Origin of the sequence: Burkholderia sp. LK4 (assembly GCF_001043615.1) — a bacterium.
Taxonomy (GTDB): Bacteria; Pseudomonadota; Gammaproteobacteria; order Burkholderiales; family Burkholderiaceae; genus Burkholderia; species Burkholderia cepacia.
In genome coordinates, this window is sequence record NZ_LDUL01000002.1 from 48,631 (window position 1) to 72,333 (window position 23,703).

The 23,703-nt window shown below is 66.9% G+C and carries 23 protein-coding genes; 11 read left to right on the plus strand and 12 right to left on the minus strand.

Annotated elements, in window-relative coordinates; translation table 11 throughout:
• Positions 1 to 16 precede the first annotated feature (16 nt).
• The 5 genes from VK92_RS00315 to VK92_RS00335 all read left to right on the plus strand — a co-directional run bounded on the left by VK92_RS00315 (position 17) and on the right by VK92_RS00335 (position 8,668).
• On the plus strand, positions 17 to 1,369 hold the full coding sequence (locus tag VK92_RS00315; RefSeq protein WP_021160593.1) for a pyridoxal phosphate-dependent decarboxylase family protein: 1,353 nt from the start codon (positions 17 to 19) through the stop codon (positions 1,367 to 1,369).
• Positions 1,370 to 1,608: 239 nt separating this feature from the next.
• Positions 1,609 to 2,076, plus strand: coding sequence for a cupin domain-containing protein (locus VK92_RS00320; RefSeq protein ID WP_048021426.1), 468 nt, complete (start codon positions 1,609 to 1,611; stop codon positions 2,074 to 2,076).
• Between the two features lie 327 nt (positions 2,077 to 2,403).
• Positions 2,404 to 4,863 (plus strand): GH92 family glycosyl hydrolase, encoded by a 2,460-nt coding sequence (locus VK92_RS00325; protein ID WP_048021428.1) that lies wholly within the window; start codon positions 2,404 to 2,406, stop codon positions 4,861 to 4,863.
• Positions 4,864 to 4,930: 67 nt separating this feature from the next.
• Positions 4,931 to 7,594 (plus strand): GH92 family glycosyl hydrolase, encoded by a 2,664-nt coding sequence (locus VK92_RS00330; protein WP_048021430.1) that lies wholly within the window; start codon positions 4,931 to 4,933, stop codon positions 7,592 to 7,594.
• Positions 7,595 to 7,846: 252 nt separating this feature from the next.
• The gene (locus VK92_RS00335) at positions 7,847 to 8,668 is read left to right on the plus strand and encodes an SDR family NAD(P)-dependent oxidoreductase (protein WP_021160587.1); all 822 of its coding nucleotides are present in this window, start codon (positions 7,847 to 7,849) and stop codon (positions 8,666 to 8,668) included.
• Positions 8,669 to 8,869: 201 nt separating this feature from the next.
• On the opposite strand, the gene surE is transcribed toward VK92_RS00335, so the two are convergent.
• From surE to VK92_RS00350, 3 genes are all read right to left on the minus strand, one after another.
• On the minus strand, positions 8,870 to 9,649 hold the full coding sequence (surE, locus tag VK92_RS00340) for a 5'/3'-nucleotidase SurE (RefSeq protein WP_048021432.1): 780 nt from the start codon (positions 9,647 to 9,649) through the stop codon (positions 8,870 to 8,872).
• A 196-nt stretch (positions 9,650 to 9,845) separates the two neighbouring features.
• Positions 9,846 to 10,154: an AzlD family protein gene (locus tag VK92_RS00345; protein WP_048021434.1), complete on the minus strand. Its 309-nt coding sequence runs from the start codon at positions 10,152 to 10,154 to the stop codon at positions 9,846 to 9,848.
• The gene (locus VK92_RS00350; RefSeq protein ID WP_048021436.1) at positions 10,147 to 10,881 is read right to left on the minus strand and encodes an AzlC family ABC transporter permease; all 735 of its coding nucleotides are present in this window, start codon (positions 10,879 to 10,881) and stop codon (positions 10,147 to 10,149) included. The genes VK92_RS00345 and VK92_RS00350 overlap by 8 nt, the downstream gene beginning before the upstream one ends.
• A gap of 125 nt (positions 10,882 to 11,006) precedes the next feature.
• On the opposite strand from VK92_RS00350, the gene VK92_RS00355 reads away from it, so the two are divergent.
• The 3 genes from VK92_RS00355 (at position 11,007) to VK92_RS00365 (ending at position 13,109) form a co-directional block, all read left to right on the plus strand.
• Positions 11,007 to 11,465: an Lrp/AsnC family transcriptional regulator gene (locus VK92_RS00355; protein WP_012365188.1), complete on the plus strand. Its 459-nt coding sequence runs from the start codon at positions 11,007 to 11,009 to the stop codon at positions 11,463 to 11,465.
• Between the two features lie 228 nt (positions 11,466 to 11,693).
• Positions 11,694 to 12,263, plus strand: a complete 570-nt coding sequence (locus VK92_RS00360) for a hypothetical protein (RefSeq protein WP_048021440.1) — start codon at positions 11,694 to 11,696, stop codon at positions 12,261 to 12,263.
• A 144-nt stretch (positions 12,264 to 12,407) separates the two neighbouring features.
• On the plus strand, positions 12,408 to 13,109 hold the full coding sequence (locus VK92_RS00365) for a YebB family permuted papain-like enzyme (protein ID WP_048021442.1): 702 nt from the start codon (positions 12,408 to 12,410) through the stop codon (positions 13,107 to 13,109).
• A gap of 18 nt (positions 13,110 to 13,127) precedes the next feature.
• Here VK92_RS00365 and VK92_RS00370 read toward each other — a convergent pair whose 3' ends face one another.
• From VK92_RS00370 to VK92_RS00390, 5 genes are all read right to left on the minus strand, one after another.
• The gene (locus VK92_RS00370; RefSeq protein WP_048021444.1) at positions 13,128 to 13,760 is read right to left on the minus strand and encodes a LysE family translocator; all 633 of its coding nucleotides are present in this window, start codon (positions 13,758 to 13,760) and stop codon (positions 13,128 to 13,130) included.
• 130 nt (positions 13,761 to 13,890) lie between these two features.
• Positions 13,891 to 14,751 carry a hypothetical protein gene (locus VK92_RS00375; RefSeq protein WP_419761806.1) on the minus strand — a complete coding sequence of 287 codons (861 nt, stop codon included), beginning with the start codon at positions 14,749 to 14,751 and terminating at the stop codon, positions 13,891 to 13,893.
• Positions 14,752 to 14,839: 88 nt separating this feature from the next.
• Entirely contained in the window at positions 14,840 to 15,172 is a 333-nt protein-coding gene (locus VK92_RS00380; protein ID WP_048021448.1) for a DUF2322 family protein, read from the minus strand.
• 198 nt (positions 15,173 to 15,370) lie between these two features.
• Positions 15,371 to 16,267, minus strand: a complete 897-nt coding sequence (locus tag VK92_RS00385) for an oxidoreductase (protein WP_048021565.1) — start codon at positions 16,265 to 16,267, stop codon at positions 15,371 to 15,373.
• A gap of 14 nt (positions 16,268 to 16,281) precedes the next feature.
• Positions 16,282 to 17,484: an MFS transporter gene (locus tag VK92_RS00390; protein WP_048021567.1), complete on the minus strand. Its 1,203-nt coding sequence runs from the start codon at positions 17,482 to 17,484 to the stop codon at positions 16,282 to 16,284.
• 138 nt (positions 17,485 to 17,622) lie between these two features.
• Between VK92_RS00390 and gcvA the strand changes: the two genes are divergently transcribed.
• Entirely contained in the window at positions 17,623 to 18,555 is a 933-nt protein-coding gene (gene gcvA / locus VK92_RS00395; protein ID WP_021160576.1) for a transcriptional regulator GcvA, read from the plus strand.
• A 155-nt stretch (positions 18,556 to 18,710) separates the two neighbouring features.
• Here gcvA and VK92_RS00400 read toward each other — a convergent pair whose 3' ends face one another.
• Positions 18,711 to 19,412, minus strand: coding sequence for a flavin reductase family protein (locus VK92_RS00400; RefSeq protein WP_021160575.1), 702 nt, complete (start codon positions 19,410 to 19,412; stop codon positions 18,711 to 18,713).
• A 226-nt stretch (positions 19,413 to 19,638) separates the two neighbouring features.
• Here VK92_RS00400 and VK92_RS00405 point away from each other — a divergent pair, with 226 nt between their 5' ends.
• Together VK92_RS00405 and VK92_RS00410 are read left to right on the plus strand one after the other, a co-directional pair.
• Positions 19,639 to 19,965, plus strand: a complete 327-nt coding sequence (locus VK92_RS00405; protein WP_021160574.1) for a thioredoxin family protein — start codon at positions 19,639 to 19,641, stop codon at positions 19,963 to 19,965.
• A gap of 10 nt (positions 19,966 to 19,975) precedes the next feature.
• Positions 19,976 to 20,395: a secondary thiamine-phosphate synthase enzyme YjbQ gene (locus VK92_RS00410; protein ID WP_048021450.1), complete on the plus strand. Its 420-nt coding sequence runs from the start codon at positions 19,976 to 19,978 to the stop codon at positions 20,393 to 20,395.
• A 63-nt stretch (positions 20,396 to 20,458) separates the two neighbouring features.
• On the opposite strand, the gene atsR is transcribed toward VK92_RS00410, so the two are convergent.
• From atsR to VK92_RS00425, 3 genes are read right to left on the minus strand one after another with little or no spacing between them, the layout of a single operon-like run.
• Positions 20,459 to 22,279, minus strand: a complete 1,821-nt coding sequence (gene atsR, locus VK92_RS00415; protein WP_048021452.1) for a hybrid sensor histidine kinase/response regulator AtsR — start codon at positions 22,277 to 22,279, stop codon at positions 20,459 to 20,461.
• Positions 22,276 to 22,779, minus strand: a complete 504-nt coding sequence (locus tag VK92_RS00420; protein WP_048021454.1) for a molybdopterin-dependent oxidoreductase — start codon at positions 22,777 to 22,779, stop codon at positions 22,276 to 22,278. The genes atsR and VK92_RS00420 overlap by 4 nt, the downstream gene beginning before the upstream one ends.
• Before the next feature lie 49 nt (positions 22,780 to 22,828).
• A complete protein-coding gene (locus VK92_RS00425; protein ID WP_021160570.1) occupies positions 22,829 to 23,701 on the minus strand; it encodes a response regulator in 873 nt (290 codons plus the stop codon).
• Between the last annotated feature and the right edge of the window lie 2 nt (positions 23,702 to 23,703).

A 23,703-nucleotide genomic window follows, 5' to 3' on the forward strand; every position in this document is an offset into this window, starting at 1 on the left:
CCCCGAGGCAACCGACATGGACGAACTTGCACTGCTCGCCGACGCCGACCGGCGCGCGCACGCGTATCTGGCTGCAACCGGCGAACGACGCGCGTTTCCCGACGCGGCCGCGCTGGCCGGCCTCGCCGCCTTCGACGAGCCGCTGCCCGACGCGGGCCGCCCGGCCGACGACGTGCTGCGCCTGCTCGACGAGCACGGCACGCCCGCGACGGTCGCGTCGAACGGCCCGAACTACTTCGGCTTCGTGATCGGCGCGGCGCTCCCGGCTGCTGCCGCGGCCGAGCGACTGATGCTCGCGTGGGACCAGTGCGCGTCGTCGTACGCGAATTCGCCGGTCGCGGCGACGATCGAACGTCAGGCCGCGCGCTGGGTCGTCGATGCGCTCGCGTTGCCCGAAGGCAGCGCGGTCGGCTTCGGTACGAGCGCGACAGCCTGCACGCTCGTCGCGCTGGTGGCCGCGCGGCGTGCGCTGCTCGCGCGCAAGGGCTGGGATATCGACGAGGACGGGCTGATCGGCGCGCCCGAAGTGAAGGTCGTGATTTCCGCGCTCGCGCACATCACGGTGAAGAAGGCGCTGCGCGTGCTCGGCTTCGGGATGAAGCGCATCGTCGTCGCGCCGGTCGATGCGCACGGCCGCATCGACCCCGCCCAGTTGCCGCCGCTCGACGACATGACGATCCTCTGCGTGCAGGCCGGCGAAGTGAACACCGGCGAATTCGATCCGTTCGCGGCGCTGATTCCGCCCGCGAAGGCGGCCGGCGCATGGGTGCACGTGGACGGCGCGTTCGGCCTGTGGGCACGCGCATCGTCGAAGCGCGCGCTGACGGACGGCATCGACGGCGCGGACAGCTGGACGACCGACGGCCACAAGTGGCTCAACACGCCGTACGACGGCGCGATGGTGATCTGCCGCGACGCGGCGGCGCTCGCCACCGCGATGAACAGCGACGCCGTCTACCTGAGCGGCGCGCAGGATGCGCAGAAGAACCTGAACCTCGAATTCTCGCGGCGGGCGCGCGGCATTCCCGTGTGGGCTGCGTTGCGTGCGCTCGGCCGCGCCGGCGTGGCGACGATGGTCGAGCGACATTGCGCGCAGGCGGCGCGGGTTGCGGACGGCCTGCGTGCGGCCGGTTACGACGTGCTGAATCGCGTCGTGCTGAACCAGGTGCTCGTGCGCGCCGGCACCGACGACGAAACCGCGGCGATCCTCGAAGCCGCACAGGCATCGGGCGACGTGTGGTTCGGCGCGACCGTGTGGCAGGGGCGGCCGGCGTTCCGGATCAGCGTGTCGTCGTGGCGCACGGAAGATGCGCACATCGATCGGCTCATCGCGTTGCTGACGGCGTTGCGCGGCGTGCACGTGCGCTGAGCGTCACGCGGCGTCCGCGCCCGTCACGTTGGCGGGCGCAACCTTCATGCATGCGATGACGTGCAGCGCGGTGCGCACCATTCGCATCGATGCGCTCGCGCAACGAACGGGGGGGTGTGAGCCGCGTGCGACAGCGGTGCGAATGCCACGTCTGCCGGCGTGAAAATGTCGGACAATAGCCGCTCGCGCGCCGCGCCGGCGCAGCGTTCAACCGATGCATTCACGCTTGCGAGACCCCCATGTCGACTCCCTTTCCCCGGGAACTGCTGAAGGCCGCCGATATCGCGAAGATGGAACCGACGCGCGCGGTGCATTCGCTGAATCCCAATGCCGTCCGGCTCAAACGACAACTCAGCGACCTGACCGGCCTGACGCAATTCGGTGTTCACCTGCTCACGCTGATGCCCGGTCACGAATCGGCCGAGTATCACCGTCACCTGTACGAGGAAGAATTCGTCTATGTGCTGTCCGGCACGGGCTCCGTCACGATCGGCGAACGCGTCAGTGAAATCGGGCCCGGTGATTTCATCGGCTTTCCGCGTGGCGGTGAAGCGCACACGGTGCAGAACACCGGCGATGCGCCGCTGGAACTGCTCGTCGGCGGACAGCGGCTCGAACACGATGTCTGCGAATACCCGCGTATCGGCAAGCGGCTTTATATCGCCGGCGAGCTTGAAGACTACGTCGAGCTGCCGAAACAGCCCTGATTGCCAATCGCATTCGCAATGTCGAATTCCGTATAAAAAACCGAATCAATTACATATTGTTTAGATAAACAAAATAAAAATTCGTAAAAATACGGGGTAGAGAAACCACGTTTATTTGGGCACGCTTGTGCGCATTGTCCGTCCCCGGGTGCCGGCATTTCGACCTGCCGGCACGTCTTTTTCGGCATCCGGGTACGGAAATAAATACACGCGTCCGGCAGTTTCGACCGACTGACCGCGTACGCGACAAGTCACGAAAAGATTCCTGATTTAAAGCTCAGTAGTTCGAACCAACAGCTTGATTCAAGAACGAAACGGAGACAGGCGATGTCGAGGAACTGGGGGTTGGGAGCGGCGCTGCTGGCGCTCAGCGTTGGCCTGGCTTCGTGCGGGGGCGATGGCGATTCGCCGTCGGCAGCCGCTTCGAATCTGTCGGCCGCGGCGCAGTCGCAAGGCAACGAAGACGGCAACGGCGGCAACGGCAATGGAAACGACAACGGCAACGCAGCAGCGAAGAAGAACGCCGACATTCGTGTCGTTCAGTACGTCAATCCGCTGATCGGCACCGACTACGCGACCGACCAGCCGGCCGACCCGGTCGGCTCGGGTCTGGGCGGCGGCACGTTCCCGGGGCCGACGGTCCCGTTCGGGATGATGCAGTGGAGCCCGATGACGCCCACCGCCCAGTACGACAGCCGCAAAGGCGACGGCTCCGGTTTCTCCGGCGGCTACTGGTACGGCGACACGTCGATCAACGCATTCAGCATCCTGCACCTGAGCGGCACCGGCTGCTGGGCGAACGGCGGCTACCTGAACGTGATGCCGCAGCTCGCGCCCGGCGACGCCGGCACGCCGGCCAGCTTCAGCCACGCGAACGAAACCGTGCAGGCCGGCTATTACGGTGTCACGCTCGGCAACGGCATCAAGGCCGAGCTGACGACGACGCTGCGCACCGGCTTCGCGCGCTTCACGTATCCGGCACTCGCGCAGGGCCAGCAGGCGACGATCGCGATCGATCCGACCGTGCTGAACAATCGCGCGCAAGGCTCGACGGGCGACACGATCAGCCAGGTCGGCGACCGCGCGTTGTCGGGCACGATCGCGGGCGGCGGATTCTGCTGGGCCGGGCATGCGGTACCCGTCTACTACTACGCGGAATTCAGCCAGCCGTTCGCGGCGAAGCCGGCGCTGTCGAACGACAGCCCCGTGGCGTTGACGTTCAATGTCGACCGCAAGCACCCGGACGTGATGATGAAGCTCGGCATTTCGTTCGTCAGCGAAGCGAATGCGAAGGCGAACCTGCTCGCCGAGAATCCGGGCACCGACGCGCAAGGCAACCGGAACTGGCGTTTCGACAAGGTACGCAGCGCGGCGAGCGCCGCGTGGAACGCGCGCCTGAACGCGATCCAGGTCACGGGCGGCAGCGACGCCGACAAGACGAAGTTCTACACCGCGCTCTATCACGCTTCGCTGCACCCGAACGTGTTCAACGACGTGAACGGCCAGTATCCGGACTTCTACGCGTCGAACGGCGCATCGGCCGCGCCGACGCGTCAGGTCGAGCAAGGCCGCACGATGTACGCGAACTTCTCCGGCTGGGACATCGACCGCTCGTTCATGCAGCTTCAGGCATTGCTCGATCCGGTGCGGACCAGCGACATCGTGCAGTCGCTCGTGCTCGATGCAAAAGCGTGCGGCGCGTTCCCGCGCTGGGCGTACTTCAATACCGAGACGGCCGTGATGCCGGGCGATGCGGGCTCGATCATCGTCGCGAACGCGCATGCGTTCGGCGCGACGAACTTCGACACGCAGGCCGCGCTGTCGATCATGAAGCGCAGCACGGCGCCGGGCGCCGCATGCGCCGGCACGCCGGTGATGGGCAGCCGCGCGGATTACGACCGGCTCGGCTACGTGCCGTCGTCGGGCCCGGGCGACAACCAGACCGCGTCGAACACGCTCGAATATGCGGTGCGCGACTTCGCGGTGTCGCGCTTCGCGACGGCGCTCGGCGATACGGCGACGGCCGGCACGCTGCTGAAGTCGAGCGGCAACTGGCAGAACCTGTTCGACAGGAACGCGATCCAGCCGAAGACCGCGGCGGGCGCGTGGGTCACCGACGGCACCGGCTTCATGGAAGGCAACTCGGAGCAGTACACGTGGTACGTGCCGCACGATCTCGGCGGCGTGGTCGCGCAGGTCGGCGGCGCTGCATCGGTCGTCAAGCGGCTCGACACGTTCTTCACGCACCTGAACATCGGCACCGTGCAGCCGTACTTCTACGTCGGCAACGAAGTGACGATGGCCGTGCCGTGGGTCTATGCGTGGGCCGGCGCGCCGTCGCATACGCAGCGCGTGCTGCACGCGTCGCTCGCGAACGCGTTCGGCACCGGTGCGGCCGGGCTGCCCGGCAACGACGATCTCGGTGCGATCTCGGGCTGGTACGTGTGGGCCGCGCTCGGTCTCTACCCGGTCGTGCCGGGCGTGAGCGGCGTCGCGCTGTCGAGCCCGCAGTTCGAGAAGATCGTCGTGCGCGTCGGGCAGCAGGACGGCAGCTACCGCCTGCTGCACATCGTCGCGCCGGGCGCGGGTTCGGGCGATGCCGCGTCGTTCTACGTGAAGTCGCTGAAGCTGAACGGCGCACCGTACCCGACCGCGTGGCTGCCGTTCGAGCACATCGCGAAGGGCGGAAAGCTGTCGTATTCGATGACGGCCGACGCGAGCGCGGCGACGTGGGGCACCGACGCATCCGCGATGCCGTCGTTCCCGCAGGCGGCCAGCGCGCCGTAACGGTCGAGAAGATCAACGAGCGGTTCTTGCCGACAGGATCGACGCAGAGAGAGGGAGGGACGAACGGATGAAGCTACGTCATGTGGTGGGTATCGGGTGCCTTGCCGTGTTGGCGGGGTGCGGGGGCGATCAGGCTTCGACGGATGCGAGCGTGCTCGCGCAGATGTCGAACGCGCAGGGCAACCAGAATGACCAGGGCAACCAGAACGACCAGGGCGATCAGAACGACCCGGGCGAGAGCGGCGGCGCGGGCAAGCGATCGGTGCTGCGCAGCGTCGATCCGATGATCGGCACCGCGAACCTCGACATCAACGCGGACTGGGGCAGCGGCGTGCGCGGCCACGGCCACGTGTACCCGGGCGCGACCGTGCCGTTCGGGATGGTGCAGCTCGGGCCGGACACGACCGGCGGCGCGCACACGCTGCCGTGGAACTGGGATCGCACGTCCGGCTATCAGTACGACGATCCGCTCATCACCGGCTTCACGCACACGCACCTGTCGGGTACCGGCATCGGTTCGGGCGGCGACGTGCGGTTCCTGCCGACGCTGGCGCCGGTCGACACCGCGACGCTGGCCAAGGTGGCCGCCGATGCGTCGATCACCTACAACGCGTCGTTCAGCCACGACGACGAAACCGCGAGCCCCGGTTACTACCGCGTGAAGATGGCGCCGGTCGGCAGCGGCAACACGCCGTGGAACGTGAAGGGCGCGAAGATTCTCGCGGAGATGACGGCCACCGCGCATGCGGGCGTGCATCGCTACACGTATTTCCCGAGCGCGGCAGCACAGAAGCGCAGCATGATCGTCAGCATCGACAACCCGATCGGCGGCTCGACCGCGAGCGGCAAGATCCAGGTCATCGATGCGCAGACGATCGCCGGCTGGGAGATCACGAACAACTGGGCGAACAACAAGCCGACGTATTTCGTCGCGCGTTTCTCGAAGCCGTTCGATACGAAACACGTCGCGTTCAGCGCCGACGGCTTCAAGGCCTACCTGACGTTCGCCGACGGCAACGACAGCGGCGCGGTTACGGTGAAGGTCGGCATCTCGCCGTCGAGCATCGCGGATGCACAGGCCAATCTCGCCGCGGAAGTCGGAGCAAAGTCGTTCGACCAGGTGCGCGGCGCCGCCGAACGCGTGTGGGCCGACGCGCTCGACCGGATCCACGTCAAGGGCGGCAGCGCCGACCAGCGGACGATGTTCTATACGTCGCTGTATCGCACGATGCTCGCGCCGACGGTCTACAACAACGCGGAAGGCAGCTACGTCGGCACCGATTCGACCAACGACGGCACGACGTCGCCGCCGACGACGAGCAAGCATGCGAATCCGGGCTTCGATTATTCGTCGACGTTCTCGCTGTGGGACACCTTCCGTGCCGAGTCGCCGTTGATGACGCTCGTGCAGCCCGAGCGCGTCGACGGCTGGGTCAAGTCGCTGCTCACGCAGTTCAGGCAGAACGGCAAGGGCGAGCTGCCGGTGTGGCCGCTCGCGCAAACGGAAACCTTCACGATGGCCGGCCACCCGTCGATCCCGCTGATCGCCGATGCGTACCTGAAGCACCTGACGAACGCGGGCATCGACGACATCTGGACCGCGTTGGCCACCACGCAGGGCGCGAGCGCGCACGGCTTCGACCAGTATCGCCAGCGCGGCTACGTGGTCGCGGGCGACAACGCATCGGTGTCGACGACGCAGGACTATGCGTTCGACGACTGGGCGACGGCCGCGGTCGGCAAGGCGGCGGGCAAGAGCACGGCCGACTACCGGCCCTACCTGCAGCGCAGCCAGAATTACCGGAACGTGTTCAACCCGACGCTGAACAACGGCTGGAAGTTCTCGCAGCCGAAGGATGCGCAGGGCAACTGGGTGGCGGGCTTCGACCCGACGGCGGCGGAGAAGACGGACTTCTCCGAATCGAATGCGTGGATCGATACGTGGAACATCTTCCACGACTTCCCGGGGCTCGTTGCGTTGCTCGGCGGGAAAAGCCAGTTCATCGCGCAGCTCGATCGCACGTTCGATCCGGCCAACCCGCTGACCTTCCTCGACAACCAGGGCTTTCCGGACCTGACCGGCCGCAGCGGCCAGTTTTTCGCCGGGAACGAGCCGGCGAACCATCTGCCGTACCTGTACGACGTCGCGGGCATGCCGTCGAAGACGCAGGACCGCGTGCGCACGGTGATGGACGACATGTATTCGCTGACGTTGACGGCCGGCGATCGCGCGCTGCTCAGCGGCGACAGCCTGAAGGCCGCGCTGGCCGACCCGCGCCGCGTGCGCGATTCGGCCATTCCCGGCAACGACGACTGCGGGCAACTGTCCGCGTGGTACGTGCTGTCCGCGCTCGGCATCTACTCGCTGAATCCGGTGGGCGGCGTGTTCTACCTTGGCACGCCGCTGTTCGAGGAAGCGACGATCGACATCCCGGTCGCATCGGGCGGCGGAGACGGCGGTGCGCTGAAGTTCGGCAAGTCGCGGCGCTTCACCGTGACCGCGCACACGGCCGGCGGCGGCGCGCCGTCGTCGGTCAATCGCTATGTGCAGTCGGTGAGCCTGAACGGCGTGCCGCTGCATCGGCCGTACATCACCTACGACGAGATGAAGGCCGGCGGCACGCTCGATTTCGTGATGGGGGCGACGCCGAACGATGGTTGGGTCAGCCAGTGGAACGGCCAGGATCCGAACAGCGCGCTCGCGCCTTCACTGGCGTTGGCAGGGAAGTAGCAGCAGGCAACAGCGAGCGGCCCGCCTCGATGCGGGCCGAATGGCTTCGTCCGGTGGTGCCGGTTTCGAGCGGATCGCCTCCTTGAGGCCGTCTGTCCGGCCGTATAGGGCAAGTTGCCGGATCGTCACCGGGCCGCTGAGCGACCGCTGTGGCCGCAAGGGGCTGATCGTCGCCGGGATGTGGGTGCCGGCGGCCGGGTGTGCGCCGATCGCGCTTATGATGCGGGAACGCCACTGACAGGGGTCCCCGACATGGACGCGCCGCTTCCGCCGATTTCTGCCCCGATTCCCGAAACGGAACCTGAAACCGAAACCGTCGCCGAGCCGCGCGCGTCGCGGCTGCATCGGCCGGTCGCGCTCGTCACCGGATCGACGTCGGGCATCGGCGCGGCGATCGCGCGCCGCCTGGCGGCGGACGGTTATGCGGTGATCCTGCATTCGCGCAGTTCGGCGGACGTGGGGCGAGCAATGGCGCGCGAGCTCGGCGCGGCCTACGTGCAGGCCGATCTCGCCGACGATGCCGAACGCGTGCGGCTGATCCGCGACGCCCTGGCCGTGCACGGGCGGCTCGACGTCCTCGTCAACAATGCGGGCGTCAGCCGCGTGATTCCGCATGACGACCTTGCCGCGGCGACGCCCGACGTGTGGCGTGAGATGCACGAGATCAACGTGATCGCGCCATTCCGGCTCGTCGCCGAAGCGGAGGCCGCGCTGCGTGAGGCGGCGTCGCACGGGCGGGCCGGGTGCGTCGTGAACGTCAGTTCGCATGCGGGCGTGCGGCCGAAGGGCGCGTCGATTCCCTATGCGGCCGCGAAGGCCGCGCTCAATCACACGACGCGGCTGCTCGCGCGCACGCTCGCGCCGGCGATTCGCGTCAACGCGGTCGCACCGGGGCTCGTCGATACGCCGCTCACGGCCGACTGGACGGACGCGCAGCAGCTCTGGCGCGAGCGCGCGCCGATGCGCCGGGCGGCGGCGCCGGATGACATCGCGCAGACGGTCGCGATGCTCGTCGCGTCTGATTACGTGACGGGCGAGATCGTGATGCTCGATGGGGGAATGAACCTGACGTGATGCGGTGAAGTGGTGATGCGGTGATGCGGTGATGCGGTGATGCGGTAGTGCGGTAGTGCGGTAGTGCAGTGATGCAAGTGATGTGGGGATACAGCGTCGCGGTGTTTTGGCGATGCGGTGACGCAATGTCGCGGCCGGACAGCCGCGCGCAAGAATCATGCACGCGATTGCCGCGACCGCTTTTTTGCCTCCGTACGCGGATCAGCCGAGGCGCGACCGCAGTTGCGTGAGCGCATGGTCGTGCGTGCGCTCGAACTTCAGCGGCGTGACGGCGACATACCCTTCGCCGAGTGCGACCGTTTCCGAATCCGGATCGTCCTCACGCGGCGCGCGAGCGAGTTTCAGCCAGTGATAGTCGATCTCGCGCGGATCGCGGCCCGACACGATCTCGACGCCCTGCAGCGTACCGGCCCCCTGGTTCGTCACCTTCAGGCCGCGCACGTCCTCGGCCGGCCGCGCCGGGAAATTCACGTTGAGGCACGCATCGCGGTCCCAGCCGGCGGCGACGAGCCGGCGAATGACGTCCGGCGCGAGCGCCAGCGAGGTGCCCCACGGCACCGCATTGCGATCGGTGAAGGCCTGGCTCAGCGCGATGGCCGGCACGCCGACCAGCATGCTCGTCATCGCGGCGCCGACCGTGCCGGAGAACACCGTTTCGGTGCCGAGGTTCGCGCCGCGATTCACGCCGGACAACACGACGTCGGGCCGCGCATCCTTCATCAGGTGGCTGATCGCGATCGCGACGCAGTCACCGGGCGTGCCGCGCACCGCGAAACGGCGTTCGCCCTTGCGATGCACGCGCAGCGGTTCGTGCAGGCTCAGCGAATGCGACGTGCCGCTCTGGTCTTCCGCCGGCGCGACGATCCACACTTCGCGCGCCAGTTGCGTGGCGACCTGTTCGAGCACTTCAAGGCCGGGGGCGTCGAATCCGTCGTCGTTGGTGAGCAGGACACGATCGAACAGCGGGCGGGTTTCTTGCATCGGGACGATCCTCGCAGGTAAGGAATGAGGGGAGAAGGCATCGCGGGTACACCCGCAAGGCTAGCATCCCGTCGCGACGCCTGTCGCGCCGCGCAGTGCCTTGCACCGTGCGCGCATGCGAAAACGGGCGCATCGCGCGCCCGTTCTCGGGTTCGGCAGACCGCCCATGCGGCGGGTCGGATCGGCGTTACCCGCGTTATCCGAGCAGGTGCCGCAACACGCCGGCCGACACGACGCCGACGATGACGGTCGGCAGGATCGACAGGCGCGTCGCCGCCATCAGCGTAACGGCCAGCGCGAGCAGGTCGGCCGGGCGCGTCGACACGAAGGCCGGCGCGATCACCGAGATCAGCACGCAGCCGGGCACGTTCTCCATCACCGACGCCATGCGCGGGCTCAGCGTGCGGTTGCGCAGCAGCACGTAGCCGAGGATGCGCGACAGGTAAGTCGTCGACGCCATCAGCACGATCGTCACGACCGTGTTGAGATCCGGGAAATCAGGCATCGCGCGGCTCCCACAGCAGCGCGGCGATCAGCCCCGCGCAGGCGCCGGCAGCGACGTACCACGCGCCGGGCACGGCCAGGTGCGTGGCCGCCGCGACGACGAGGCTCACGAACCACGGGCGGCTCGCGCGCATCCCTTTCCACATCCCGCGCAGCAGCACCAGGAAGACGGCCGTGAACGCCATGTCGAAGCCGTACTGCTCGACGTCGCCGATCGTCGGGCCGACCGCCGCGCCGAGCGTGGTCATCGAGATCCATGTCAGGTAGAGCCCCACGCAGATACCGGCGTAGTAGGGCACGCTGATGTGGGTGGCCGAGCGCGCCCGGGCGTCGGCGAGCGACATCGCCCAGCTTTCGTCGCACATGAAGAACAGGGCGAAGAACGCGCGGCGGCGGGGCAGGCGGCGGATATACGGCGCGAATGCGGCGCCCATCAGGATGTGGCGCGAATTCACGAGGAACGACATCGCGACGATCAGCGCGATGTGCGGCGGCGACGTCCACAGGTGGATCGCCGCGAATTCGGAGCCGCCGCCGAAGTTCATGCCGGTCATCATCGGCACTTCGAACAGGCTCAGCCCTTTCTGCGCGGCCTGCGCGCCCAGCACGAGCGCGAACGGCACGAAACCCAGCATGACGGGCAGCGCCGCGCGCAATCCGCGGCCCATCTCGGCGACATAGGCGGGCTTGTCGCGAAGCCCTGACGACGTTGAAACGCTACTGCTCATTACTCCTCCTTCGGGGGAGGGATTGTCTGCTTTTTTGACTCGAATCGGGTTGCGTTGTGGCCATGATTTTCGGAGAATTTGGCATCGAACGAAGGATTTGGGAATTTCTTGGAATCGGATGCCAAATGAAACTTGACGCCATCGACCGCCGGATCCTGAGCGCGCTCCAGCGCGACGGCCGCATGCAGAACGTGGAGCTCGCGCACGAGGTCGGGTTGTCGCCATCGCCGTGCCTGCGGCGCGTGCGGCTCCTCGAGGAGGCCGGCGTGATCGAGAAATACGTGGCCGTGCTGAATCCCGCGAAAGTCGGCAAGGGCCTGACGATCTTCACGCGCGTGTGGCTGAAGGGGCAGGACGCGGAATCGGTGAACCGTTTCGCCGAGGCGGTCCAGCAGATGCCGGAAGTCGTCGAATGCCACCTGATGGCCGGCGACTGCGATTTCCTGCTGCGCGTCGTCGCGGCCGATATCGACGACTACCGGCGCTTCCAGATGGAAACCCTCACGCGCATCCCGGGCGTGCTGAGCGTGAAGACAGACATTCCGATGCAGAAGGTCAAGCTCACGTCGGCGCTGCCGACGTAACGCGACGCGGGCGCGCGGACTTGCGACGACGGGTCGACGAACGGTCACGGCTCGGTGACAATCGCCCGATAGACTGACGCATCGCGCCGCTTCGGGCATGTCGCCCGTGTTGTCGCGCGACGTTCGATGCGCAAGCAACTAACGGTCAATGTCGACGCAAATGGGCAAGCGGCGCGGCGCGCCGGGTCATGCGCCGGCGCAGGTACGTTCCTTCTTGTCGGGCCATTCATGCAGCCATTCAACAATCCGTGGAATTCGCTGGAAATCGTCAAGCTCGTGCTCGGCGTGCTGACGCCGTTGTCGGTCGCGTGTCTCGGCTGGCTCGTCGCGCGCCGGCTGAAGCGCCTTGAACTGGTGCAATGGACCAACCAGCGATTGATCGAGAAGCGGCTCGCGTTGTACGACGCGGTCGCGCCGCAGCTCAATGCGCTGCTGTGCTTCTACACGTGGATCGGCTACTGGAAGGACATCTCGCCGGACGACGTGATCCGCGCGAAGCGCGAGCTCGACCGCACGTTCCACATCTATCGTTACCTGTTCGACGACGACGTGTACGACGCGTATCACACGTATATCCATGCGCTGTTCGACATGCATACGGGCCCGGGCCGCGATGCGCGGATCCGCTCGCTGATCCAGGCGCCCGACGGCGACCGCAGCCTGCACGGTTCGTATGAGTGGAAACCGGTGTGGTCCGACCGTTTCGCGACGGCGAATGTCGTGCCGAAGGACGACGTGCTGCGCCACTACACGCAGTTGATGGAACGGCTGCGCGTGGCGCTGGGCGCGACGCGCTGAAGGCGGCGGCGCCCGCGCGCCGCCTCACCCCGGTATCGAAATCCGCCACCGGGCGGCGCGAATACCTGGCCTCGCACACGAAGCGGATGCGGAGTCCGGCCGCTGCTGACATGCTCGCGCCATCACCACTTGCGCGAGGTCCGTATGGTCGTCGACACCGGCCGCCAGCCGCTCATGATCCGCTCGCCCGGCGCGGGCCGGCGGCGCCTCTTCTGCGTCGGTTCTCCCGAAACGCATCATGTGTCGTTGCCGGTCGCACCGGAGATCGGCGACATCGTGTTCATTCGTGTGACCGTGCGGCCGTTCCTCGAGGTAGCGAGCGCAACGCGCTCATGGACGAATCACGTCGGCATCGTCGTCGGCGCGCGCGGCGGTGAAACGCTGATCGCGGAGAGCACGTTTCCGCTATCGCGCGTGACGACGATGTCGCGATTTCTCGCACGCTCCGATCGCGGCGCATGCGTGATCGCGCGGCTGAAGCAGCCGCTCGATGCAGAGCAGCGGCGGCGGCTTGTCGACGCGGCGATGCGCCGGACCGGCGTGGTCTACGACACGGGTTTCAATCTCGCGTCGCGCCGGCAGTTCTGCTCGCGGTTCGTGCGCGAAGTCGTGCGCGATGCGACGCGGATCGTGCTCGGCGACGTCGAGACCTTCGACATGCTGCTGCGCCGGAATCCCGATCATCCGCTCGGTTTCTGGAAAATCTGGTATTTCGGGCGAATCCCGTGGCGCCGCCGCACGGTGACGCCGGCGAGCTTGCTCGAGAGCGACGCGTTGCGGGTGGTGGCGGATACGCGCGGGTGTGTCGAGAACGGGCCTGAACCTGGCCGTTCGGGCGGCACCTGAATCGGGCGGCGGCTACGACTACTGCCGCCCCGCCACCGCAAGCCGCGCCGCCAATCCGACGAACACCGATCCAAGCAGATACTGAGGCAGCTTCGACGGCCGGCGGCGCGCGCCGATCCGCTGGCTCAGCCGGCTCGCGGAAAGAATGACCGCGCCGTTCACGACGAGTCCGATCAGGTTCAGCACCGTCGCGAGCACGAGAATCTGCCCGGCGATCGAACCGTGCTCGGGGCGCACGAACTGCGGAAACAGCGCGAGCACGAACAACGCCATCTTCGGATTCAGCAGGTTCGTCGTCAGGCCCTGACGGAAGATCGTCGCGGTCGAGTGGCGGTGTGGCGACGCGACGGGCGACAGCGCGGTCGCATCCGAACGGAAGGTTTTCCACGCGAGATACAGCAAATACGCGGCGCCTGCGAAGCGCACGGCGTCATACGCGAGCGGCACCGCGACAAAAAGCTGCGACAAGCCCAGCGCGGCCGCGAGCGCGTGGCAGTAGGTGCCGGCCTGAATGCCCGCGAGCGTCGCGAAGCCTGCACGCCGGCCCTGGCTCACGCTGCGGGACGCGATCAGCAGCATGTCGGGGCCGGGCGTGGCCGTCAGGGCGAGACATGCGCCGGAGAACAGCGCGAGCGTGGAGAGGTCGATCATGGCAGTCCCTTTTGTCGGTGCGGCGTAAAAGGGAGGTCAGTTTAGGAGGGCACGTGAGCGCGGTCAATCGAGCGAACGGACGATGGCCGGACGGCGCGGATCGCATGACACATGGATCATGCTCGCGCGATCAGCGCGCCCCCGGCTTGCGGCACGCGACCTGGTAGTCGATCACGGTATTCGCCGAAGGCTTGTCCGGCTCGCCGCCGGCCGTCGTCACGCCGAGCACGCCGGCTGCATTCCGGTAGCGCAGCGCGCAATACCCCATTCCGGTACCCGAACACGCTTCGGCTTCGAAGATGCCGTGCTTCGCGAGCGTTGCCGCACCGTCCGTTGCTTCCGGCTTCTCGCGCGGGCGCAGCGGTTGCCAGCCGTGCGCGATCAGGATCCTGCGTGCCGCATCGAGCGGCTCGCCGTACACGTTCGGCACGACCGCGCGGCCGCCGCAGTGTGTGCTTTCGGCGGCGACACCGGTCAAGCGCAGGCCGCCGTTCTCTTCATGCAGTTCGCCGACGGGCGGTGCCGGGCCGTCGCCGCCCCAGATCAGCAGCGCGCCGTTTTCCAGCCGATCGACCGAGCCGAGCTGCCAGCCGGCCTTGCGCGCGGTATAGCCGAGCGCGACGAGCGTCGTGCCGTCGAATACGCCGATGTTGCCGTTACGCGCGAAGCAGATCGCGCTCGTGCCGGCGCGGAAGCCGCTCGAGAACGTGACGACCGTGTAGCGCCCGAGCGGCGCCTCGGACGTCACGATCCAGTCGCGCTTCGCGACTTCGCGGCCGGCCGCGGTGGTTGTCTTCGCGCGATATCGCTCGCAAAACGGATCGAGCGAACCGTCCTCCGGCGAATGCGGCAGCACGCCGAGCGGCACGAGCGACGCGCCGGCGATATCGGATGCTGTCCGCAGCGGGGCGGCCGATGCCGTGCCGCCGAGCGCGGCCCAGACAACGGCCGTGATCGCGGTGGCCGTCGCGAAACGACGGCCCGAAGCCAGAGCACTCAAGCGAGACACGCGGGCGATCTCCAGGGAAGCGGATACGGATGCGACGATTGTGGTGTTCCGCACGTGTGCCGCCAACGACTCAGCCCTTCGCGACGACGTCGATGCGCAGCGCTTCACCGCCGTCGACGATCGCCAGCAGACGATCGACGTTCGGGTGCGCGCCCGGGCGGTTGCGTGCGTCGGCCGTATGTTCGGCGAATACGGCGAGGCCGTGCTCGGCCGCTTTCGCGTCGAGCGTGCCGAATGCCTGCTGCAGATAGTTGTACACCGCGAGCGAGCCTTGCTTGCCCGGCTGGTTCTCGATGGTCGCGACCACGTCGCCGTTCGCGCCGGCGAGATCGATGCGCGCGATACCGTCGATGGCCGGCAGTTGCGCGAGGTTGTCCTTGAATACAGGGGTCGGTTGAATCACTGATAACACTCCGTCGGTCTGATCGTGGAAAGGTGGCGGCCTGTATGTTATCTGATTCGCCGCGATGCACTTTCCGACGCAACCGGGCGATTTGCACGGAGTCTGATCATCCGATCGCGGACGCGCACGGCGGCCGAATTTCATGACCGACGAGGCGGTGAGTCTCGCGTCGATCCGATCCCTTGGGTTTGCTTGCGGCTAGCCCGGGCCATCGCTGGCGGCTGCGAGAAGCGGAACGACCAGATCGCTGATCGGCGTCGGAATGCCGTGCGTTCGTCCGTAGCGCTGCACGACGCCGTTCCGGCAGTCCCATTCGAGCGGATGGTTGCCTTGTCGGTCGGCAAGGATGGACGTCCCTAAATCGGGCGGAAAGCCATGCAATCCATCGACGATTTCCTGCGGCACGTCATCGCCCAGCTTCGCGCCCTCCGCCCGCGCGACCTCGAGACATTCCCGCAGGTAGGCGAGCGACAGTTCGGTGATGTCGCTTCGCGTGTACATGCCGGCGCGGCGGCCGGTCAGCACCATGAGTCCCGCCACTGCGTTCTGCAAGAGCTTGCGCCACGCGAGCGAGATGAAATCCTCCGCCACCTCCGGCGCGCAGCGCGTGCCGTGCAAAGCGGCGACCACCACGTTGCTCGCCGGCGTATCGGGCAGCGTGAGCCGAGGCTTGCCCCGCAGCCACACCGATGCACCCGATTCGCGCTGCGCCGGAAACCAGACGACCGACGGCACGACCGTGGCGCCGGCCGCATACGGCGCGAACGCGGCTTTCTGCTCGACGCCGTTTTGCAGCACGCAGACGACGGTATTCGCATCGCATAGCGCGGAGACCCAGGGTGCCGCACTCGCGATCTGCGTCGACTTGACCGCAACGAACACGAGATCGAACCTTTCCTCGACCGCGTGCGGATCGGTCAGTACGGGCCCGGGCACGACGATCTCGCCGCCGTCGAAGCGCAGCTTCAACTGTTCGTGCGCCGAGCGGCCGCAGATCACCGGCGTGCGGCCGGCTTCATGAAGGGCCGCGGCGACGGTCGTTCCGATTGCGCCCGGACCGACGAGGGCGACGGTCGGGTAGCCAGCGTTCGTCATGGTGTTCATCCTGTTCAGTCATCCGCCAGATGCGGGCGCAGTGCGAGGGCGAGCGGAAAAATCGCGAGGGCGGTCAGCGCGGTTGCATACGTGGCGCCATGCACACCGATCCTGTCGCCCAGGAAACCGTAGAGAACAGGCGATATCGCGCCGGATGCGATCGTCCCCGTGTAGAAGATCGCGAATGCGCGCTCGGTGCGCTCGGGTGCGGACATCTCCGGAACGGTTCCGTACAGCACCGACGAAGTGCCGTTGAGCATCATACCCAGAATCGGCAGCAGCACCATGGCGAGTGCCAACGGGAGATACATCACCGCGACGATGCACGCGGCTGTACCGCCCTCCGTGAGCAGCACCGTCCTGACCATACCCAGGCGCGCGCCCAACCAGCCACACAGGAATTTGCCGGCCGCACCGCCTATGAACACGAGCGCAAGCGCCGTTCCCAGCAGTTGCGGCGAGACACCCTTTGCCTTGAGCAGGAAAGGCAGGAATGTCAGCAGTCCCATGCGTACCGCCGTATCGAGCACGCCGATCGAAAACAGCGTGGGGAAGCCGCTTCCTCCGGTGCCGCTGCATTGAGCGGACGCCTGTTCTTTGGCCGCCGTCTTGCTTGCGCCACGCGGCACGGCGGGAAACCAGAGCGCGATGACGGCGGCCACGACGCAGCCCAATCCGGCGACGATCCATAGCGCGTGACGCCACGGCATCAGGGTCACGAGCAGCGAAATGGCGGCCGGCAGTGCGGATTTCCCCAGATCGCCGGCAAAGTTGTAGATGCTCAGCGGGCCTCTCGCGTCGCGTCCATAGAGGCGGGAGACGGCGCCCGATGCGATCGGATGCTGCGTGCTGGATCCGCCGCCCGAAATCGCCAGCGCCACGCCCAGACCGAGCAGGCCACCCGACAGGCCCGCGAGCGCATAACCGAGCGCGGCGAGCAGTGTGCCGAATGCGAGGGTCGTGCCGCTGCCCAGGTGTTGCGCGAGGCGCCCCGCAGACAACTGCAGCGTCGCCATCGTGCCGGCATAGATGCCGCGCAGGATCGCCAGGGCCGCAAAGTCGAGCCCGAATTCCGACTGCCACACGGGTAGTAGCGCGTAGATCATGTCCGTATAACCATCGTGCATTGCGTGCGCAATGCAGGACAGCCACAGCACGCGCCGTCGGGGCGTTGCAGTCTCCTGCGTCACGGGAGGGGAAAAAACCGGCAGGCGCATCGTCATTTGCTCCGTGCGAGCGGTCGGTGGAAGCCGCTCGTGGCATCGTTTTCACGCTCGATGCGTCAATTTTATGGGGGAGGCAGCGGCCATTTCAATTGAACTAAAATCGCGTCAACAGAGAGAAAAAGTCACGTCATGAACGACAACCAGGACACGGCGAAGCATCGGGGCGAGTTGCCCCCGCTCAATGCGCTGCGCGCTTTCGATGCGGTCGCGCGGCACGGCAGCTTCGCGGGGGCGGCGGTGGAACTGCATGTCACCCACTGGGCCGTAGGCAAGCAGATCCGGCTGCTGGAGGACTGGTTCGGGCTGCCGTTGTTCGACCGTCGTCCGCGCGGTGTCGTGCTGACCGACGAAGGGGCCGCGTTGCTGAACGACGTCAGCCACGTGTTCGAGCGCCTCGGTACCGCGGTGGGGCGGCTGCGCCACGACACGTTCAAGCACCGGATATCGGGCGTCGTGCGGGTGAATGTGCCGATGAGCTTTGCGCTGTGCTGGCTGCTGCCGCGGCTCGCCGACTTCCATTCGAGGTACCCCGACATCGACGTGAGGGTGTCGACGACATCGCGCAAGTTGCGCTATGTCGCCGACGCTTTCGATATCGGTGTGCGTTCCGGTCCCGAGCAGGGCGCGGGCGTCGTATCGCGCCCGTTGATGCCCGACCTGCGCGTGCCGGCCTGCAATCCCGCATTGCTGCGCCGGCATCCGATACAGGGCGTGGCCGACCTGCGCCATCACACCCTGCTGCATTCGGCCACGACGCGCTCCGCCTGGTCGCACTGGTTGCAGGAAGCGGGGGCTTCCGATCTGCGCGCCGCGCGTCATGTCGAATTCGATCATGTGAATCTTCAGCTCGGCGCGGCCATCGAGGGGCTCGGCGTGGCCCTGGCATCGCTGCCGCTGATCGGGCGCGATCTCGCCGAGGGGCGCCTCGTGTGTCCGATCGCGTCGCCTGTATGGCGTGCCGACGACTACATGCTGGTGACGAACGCCGATCGTGCCGACGATGCCGCGGTGTCCGCGTTCGAGCAGTGGATGGAACGCATGGCGGGCCGCGAGGCGGAATAGGCTCGCGGTGTCGATCCGCGCGATCGGCACCGCGATGCACAGGGGCGGCAGTGCGAGGCGGAACGAGGCGGTGCGGGGTCGGCGCAGCCGCCTCGCTACCGTCGGTGGAGGCATGACGAAGCGCCCGGTTCACTGCGAATGCGCCGGGCGCTTCGTTACCGTCCGGCGCCGGTCAACATGCCCGCTTCACGCGAACGTTCGATGTCGGGGCTGCGATACGCGCGCTCCGGAATCTCCGCGAGCCGCGACGCATGCACCTGCCGCGGCTCCAGCCCGTAGAACTTCTGGAAGCTCATGATCAGCGGCGACCACTTGTCCGGATCGATGCGGTCGGCGTAGCCGTCCATCAGCAGGTCGGGATGCACGTGCACGCGCTGGATGCGCAACTCGAACACGCGGATATGGCCGCGCAGGTCCGGCGCCTCGTCGCCGATCCCGTGCGTGGCCGCGACGACCGCTTCCATGTGCACCGGGCATTCGAGCGCACGCGGCGGCGCGACGGTTTGCGACGCGGTTGCGGTGAGCCCGGCCGTGCCGAACTTGTCGGGTTCGAAGACGTAGCCTTTCGCGCGCTTGCCGTCGGGCACCGGGTGCGTGCCCGTCGTGCGCGCGATCCGGTCGACCGCGTCCGCCTGCGCCGACGACGGCAGGTTCAGCACGCATTCGCCGGTGCGCATCAGGTTGCGGGTGGTCTGCGAGCTGGCGGCGATGCCGATCACGCCGCGCCAGCCGAGCCAGAACGCGGACGAGATCGGCGCGAGATTGGGCGTGCCGTTTTCGTTCAGCGTGCTGACCAGCACGACGGGCGTGCCGAAATAGAGGATGTTCGGTTCGGTGACGCAATGCGGTGCATTCATGGCGGGTGCCCTCGGTGACGGATCAGTCCGCATGCTGATCCTGTCGCGGCGGCGCGGCGCTCCGAATCTTGTCGTGTCATTCCGGAGGGGCGCAGGCGGCATGGGCGCCGCAACGGGCCGGCCGGCATCGCGCGCGCTTTTCCGCTAGAGTAGGAAATCGCAGGCCGCGCCCGCCGCACCACGCATGCGGGCGCGGCCACGTTCCGCCAACGCACACGAGGGCCCGATGGATACCGAGCAACGCTATACCGCCAATGCACCGACGCGCGCGGAAGTCGACGCACTGGGCGGCGCAACCGTCATCGAATTCGGCGCGAACTGGTGCGGGATCTGCGCGGGCGCGCAGCCCGCGATCGTCGCGTCGTTCTCCGCGCATCCTGCGGTGCGGCACCTGAAGATCGAGGATGGCCCGGGCCGCCCGCTCGGCCGTTCGTTCGGCGTGAAGCTGTGGCCGACGCTGGTGTTCCTGCGCGACGGTGTCGAGGTCGCGCGCGTCGTGCGCCCGGCCGACGCGAAGCAGATCGAAGCCGACGGCTTCGCCGCGCTGGCCTGAGGTCGCCGAGATGCAACAGGCCCTCACGCACATCGGCGTCGACACGCGCGGCAGCGGCCTCGTCGAATTCACGCCGCAGGTGCGTGCGTTCGTCGACCAGCAGGCGATCCGCACCGGCCTGCTCACCGTGTTCTGCCGCCATACGTCGGCGTCGCTGCTGATCCAGGAGAATGCGGATCCGTCGGTGCAGCGCGATCTCGAACGCTACTTCGCGACGCTCGCACCGGAGGACGCCACGCGCTACGAGCACGACACCGAAGGCGCAGACGACATGCCCGCGCATCTGCGCACGGCGCTCACGCAGGTACAGCTGTCGATCCCGGTCGAGCACGGACGCATGGTGCTCGGCACGTGGCAGGGCATCTACCTGTTCGAGCATCGCCGCGCCGCGCACCGTCGCGACATCGTGCTGCACCTGATCGGCGAATGAGTCTCGACGGGTGACGCCGCGCGCGGCTCGCAATGCGGTGCCTGTGCGGACGGCATCGCGGGCTTACGCGAGCAGTTTCTCGACGAGCGCGCCGAGTTCGCGCAGGTGGACGGGCTTCGGCAGGAATGCGTCGAATACCCGCTTGTTTTCGCCGAGCGCAGCCGATTCATACGCGCTGACGCCGAGGATCGCCGGATGCCGGCCGTCGTCGTCGGGTTGCGCCACCGCGCGAATGCGCCGTGCGACGTCGAAACCGCTCAGGTCCGGCAGTTCGAGATCGAGCACGACGATGTCGTAGCGGCTCGCACCGAAGCGCGCGATGCCTTCCTGTCCGGTGCTGCACAGATCGACGTCGATGCCGAGCGCCGACAGCATCGCGCCGAGCGTTTCGCGTGCGTTGTCGTCGTCGTCGACCACCAGCGCGCGCCGGCCGCGGTATGCGGCCGCGTGCGGCAGCGCGGGCGCGTCGCCGGCCGCGTTGCCGGCGGTGTCGATGCCGGGCACTTCGGCCGGCAGCGTCACGACGAACTCGCTGCCTTCGCCCACCGTGCTGCGCACGTCCACATGCCCGCGCAGCGTCGTCACGATTTCGCGCACGACGGCGAGCCCCATGCCGATTCCGTCGACATGCAGCCCGACCGCGTCGTTCGCGCGATAGAACGGCTCGAAGATCTTCGACAGGTGCTGTTTCGCGATGCCGGCGCCCGTGTCGCGCACGGCGATCTTCAATTGCCGGCCGGCCGGCGCGTCGGCGAGCGTGATCGACACCTTGATCGATCCGCCGAGCGTGTACTTGACCGAGTTCTCGATCAGGTTCGACAGCACCTGGCGCAGCAGCTTGCGATCGGAGCGGATCGCGAGGTCGTGCGGCTCGACTTGCTGCGTGACCACGATCCGCCTGGCCGCGATCTTCTCGCGCAGCGGGTCGAGCACTTCGGCCAGCAGCGGCGCGATGGCGACGGTATCCAGCTCGGCGAGACGTTTCGTCGAGCGCAGCTTGATGTAGTCGGTCAGGTCCTTGACGAGCGCCTCGAGGGACAGCGCGGAATTCTGCAGCCGCCGGATCGTCTTCAGGTTCGCGTCCGACTGCGGGCGCGCGAGCAGGATCTCGACCGATCCGCAGATCGCCTGCAGCGGCGTGCGCAACTCATGGCTGACCATCCCGAGGAACGCGTTCTTCGCCTCGATCATCTCGAATGCACGATCGGACGCCTTGCGTTCCGCGTCGAGCGCTGCGTCCTGCCGTTCGAGCAGGTCGTCACGCGTGCGCATCGTATAGAACAGCAGCAGGAACAGCGCGCACAGGATGACGCCGAGCACGATGCCGAGGATCAGGATCGCGCGCTGTTTTTCCTTCAGCTGATGGAACGTGAAGTCGCGCTGCGCCATCTCGATCGCGCGGAAGTAGTTCGCGAGGCCGTTGACCTTCGGCCAGTACGCGTTCACGTCGTCGATCACCTGCCGTGCGCGCTGCGGCGAATCGCGCAACGGCGGCACGTCGCGCTTCAGGCGCGTCATGAATTCGCCGAGCGCGTCGATCTCGTTGCGCGCGCGCGGGATGCGCAGCCAGTATTGGGACACTTCCGACGGCCGCTGCAGAAAGCCGAACGACACCGACAGGCTGTCGAGCTGCATCTGGACGTGATTGAAGTCGTCGTCCTCGTGCGTCGCGTAGAGGATCAGTTGCCGGTCGAACCGCGTATAGACGTTCCGGTATTGCGCAGCGGTCCAGAACACGCCTTCGCGCGGCCCCTCGAGTACGCCTTCGTTGACCGAGGTGGCGAGGAGGTCCCACAGCAGGAACGCCCACGCGGCGAACCCCATGATCCACAGCGAGCCGAGGACCAGGATGATTTTTCTATTTTTCCATCGCCCGCGTTTCATTTCACCGTCAGGCCGATGATCTGCCATGCGAACTTGGCTTCGCCGAGCGGCGTCTTCAGTTCGTCGGGATACTGGTCGCGCGGGTACATGATCCACAGCGGGCCGTAGTTGTCGTTGTCGAGCACCTTGCCGTTCATCGTCCGCGCGAGGATCACGCCGTAGCGATCGGCGTCGGACACGGGAATCGTGAACGTGTACTCGTCGATGCAGCGGAACTCGATCTGCGTGCCGTGCGCGCCGACGGTCTTCAGGATGTCGGACAGGCGCGGGCCGGTGAAGGTCGCCTTCGGTGTCCAGCTCGTCGACGTGACGATCGTGTGCTGGGGCAGCGCCATCAGCGCCTGTTCGGAGAAGACGTAGGCCGTCTTGCCCGGCTGGTTGTGCCTGTCGATCCTGCCGTCGACGGTGAACGTGAACGACGAGGCAGCCCACGCCGCTGCGGCCATGCCGAGCAGGCAGGCCGTCAGCAGGCCCTTGGTCCAGATGGTCGGAATTCGCATGTCATTCCCTCGGTTTTGTCGTGTTGTGTGGTGGCTTGTGTTTCTGGTCTCAGTTCGCGGCGGCCGCGGCCGGCAGCGTGATTTTCAGTTCGCGCGCCACTTCGGCGAACAGGATCGGCAGGCGCACCGGCTTTTCCTCGCAGCGCGCGTTGTAGTGCGACACGATGTGCGCGATTTCGTCTTCGCTCGCTTCACCGGTCGAGATCTTGCCGGTCAGCAGGAAGATCGGCGCGCCGCTGTTCTCGCTCGAGCGGATGCCGCGCACGAGTTCGGCGGCGGTCTGGTCGCCGAGCATCCAGTCGAGGATGTAGCCGTCGAAATCCTCCACTTCGAGTGCCTTGCGGAACGATGCGCCGTCGAAGTACGGAATCGCGTTCACGCCTTTTTCGATGAAATATTCACAGATGGTTTCGGCGACGTCCTGCGAATCGTCGACCACGGCGATCCGCGCCGCATACACGTTCGGCTGGGTCGAGCGCAGCTCGATCACGTCGACCGGATACGTGCGGCCCTCGCGCGCGTGCTGACGCTCGGTGATGAGCCACTCGCCCTGCCACTGCAGCGCGACGAAGTCCGTCTCGATCTGGCTGCTGGCCTTGGTCGAGATCGCGGCGCGGCAGCGAAAGCGCCGCGACTCGATCACGAGCGTCGCGTCGATCATCTCGGCGGCGGCCGGCTGCGTGCCCTTGTCGTCGAGCAGGATCGCTGGCGGCACGCCGAAATGCGTCGCGATGTCCTGCAATTGCGACAGGTTCCACGGGATCATGCCCTTCATCTTGCGGGTGACGACAGAGAAGCTGAGGCCGAGCACGTTCGCGATCGTCGTGTTGTGACTTCGCGGCGGAATGCCGTTCCGGTTCAGTAGGTCGCGCACCTTGTTGGCGGTGATCAGATCGACGTTGGCCTGCTCGCTGTTGGACATCT

Excerpts from the sequence above, each read along its gene's own strand:
- VK92_RS00315 (WP_021160593.1), top strand. The coding sequence starts at position 17 with ATGGACGAACTTGCACTGCTCGCCGACGCCGACCGGCGCGCGCACGCG.
- VK92_RS00320 (WP_048021426.1), top strand. The coding sequence starts at position 1,609 with ATGTCGACTCCCTTTCCCCGGGAACTGCTGAAGGCCGCCGATATCGCG.
- VK92_RS00325 (WP_048021428.1), top strand. The coding sequence starts at position 2,404 with ATGTCGAGGAACTGGGGGTTGGGAGCGGCGCTGCTGGCGCTCAGCGTT.
- VK92_RS00330 (WP_048021430.1), top strand. The coding sequence starts at position 4,931 with ATGAAGCTACGTCATGTGGTGGGTATCGGGTGCCTTGCCGTGTTGGCG.
- VK92_RS00335 (WP_021160587.1), top strand. The coding sequence starts at position 7,847 with ATGGACGCGCCGCTTCCGCCGATTTCTGCCCCGATTCCCGAAACGGAA.
- surE (WP_048021432.1), bottom strand. The coding sequence starts at position 9,649 with ATGCAAGAAACCCGCCCGCTGTTCGATCGTGTCCTGCTCACCAACGAC.
- VK92_RS00345 (WP_048021434.1), bottom strand. The coding sequence starts at position 10,154 with ATGCCTGATTTCCCGGATCTCAACACGGTCGTGACGATCGTGCTGATG.
- VK92_RS00350 (WP_048021436.1), bottom strand. The coding sequence starts at position 10,881 with ATGAGCAGTAGCGTTTCAACGTCGTCAGGGCTTCGCGACAAGCCCGCC.
- VK92_RS00355 (WP_012365188.1), top strand. The coding sequence starts at position 11,007 with ATGAAACTTGACGCCATCGACCGCCGGATCCTGAGCGCGCTCCAGCGC.
- VK92_RS00360 (WP_048021440.1), top strand. The coding sequence starts at position 11,694 with ATGCAGCCATTCAACAATCCGTGGAATTCGCTGGAAATCGTCAAGCTC.
- VK92_RS00365 (WP_048021442.1), top strand. The coding sequence starts at position 12,408 with ATGGTCGTCGACACCGGCCGCCAGCCGCTCATGATCCGCTCGCCCGGC.
- VK92_RS00370 (WP_048021444.1), bottom strand. The coding sequence starts at position 13,760 with ATGATCGACCTCTCCACGCTCGCGCTGTTCTCCGGCGCATGTCTCGCC.
- VK92_RS00385 (WP_048021565.1), bottom strand. The coding sequence starts at position 16,267 with ATGACGAACGCTGGCTACCCGACCGTCGCCCTCGTCGGTCCGGGCGCA.
- VK92_RS00390 (WP_048021567.1), bottom strand. The coding sequence starts at position 17,484 with ATGCGCCTGCCGGTTTTTTCCCCTCCCGTGACGCAGGAGACTGCAACG.
- gcvA (WP_021160576.1), top strand. The coding sequence starts at position 17,623 with ATGAACGACAACCAGGACACGGCGAAGCATCGGGGCGAGTTGCCCCCG.
- VK92_RS00400 (WP_021160575.1), bottom strand. The coding sequence starts at position 19,412 with ATGAATGCACCGCATTGCGTCACCGAACCGAACATCCTCTATTTCGGC.
- VK92_RS00405 (WP_021160574.1), top strand. The coding sequence starts at position 19,639 with ATGGATACCGAGCAACGCTATACCGCCAATGCACCGACGCGCGCGGAA.
- VK92_RS00410 (WP_048021450.1), top strand. The coding sequence starts at position 19,976 with ATGCAACAGGCCCTCACGCACATCGGCGTCGACACGCGCGGCAGCGGC.
- atsR (WP_048021452.1), bottom strand. The coding sequence starts at position 22,279 with ATGAAACGCGGGCGATGGAAAAATAGAAAAATCATCCTGGTCCTCGGC.
- VK92_RS00420 (WP_048021454.1), bottom strand. The coding sequence starts at position 22,779 with ATGCGAATTCCGACCATCTGGACCAAGGGCCTGCTGACGGCCTGCCTG.
- VK92_RS00425 (WP_021160570.1), bottom strand. The coding sequence starts at position 23,701 with ATGTCCAACAGCGAGCAGGCCAACGTCGATCTGATCACCGCCAACAAG.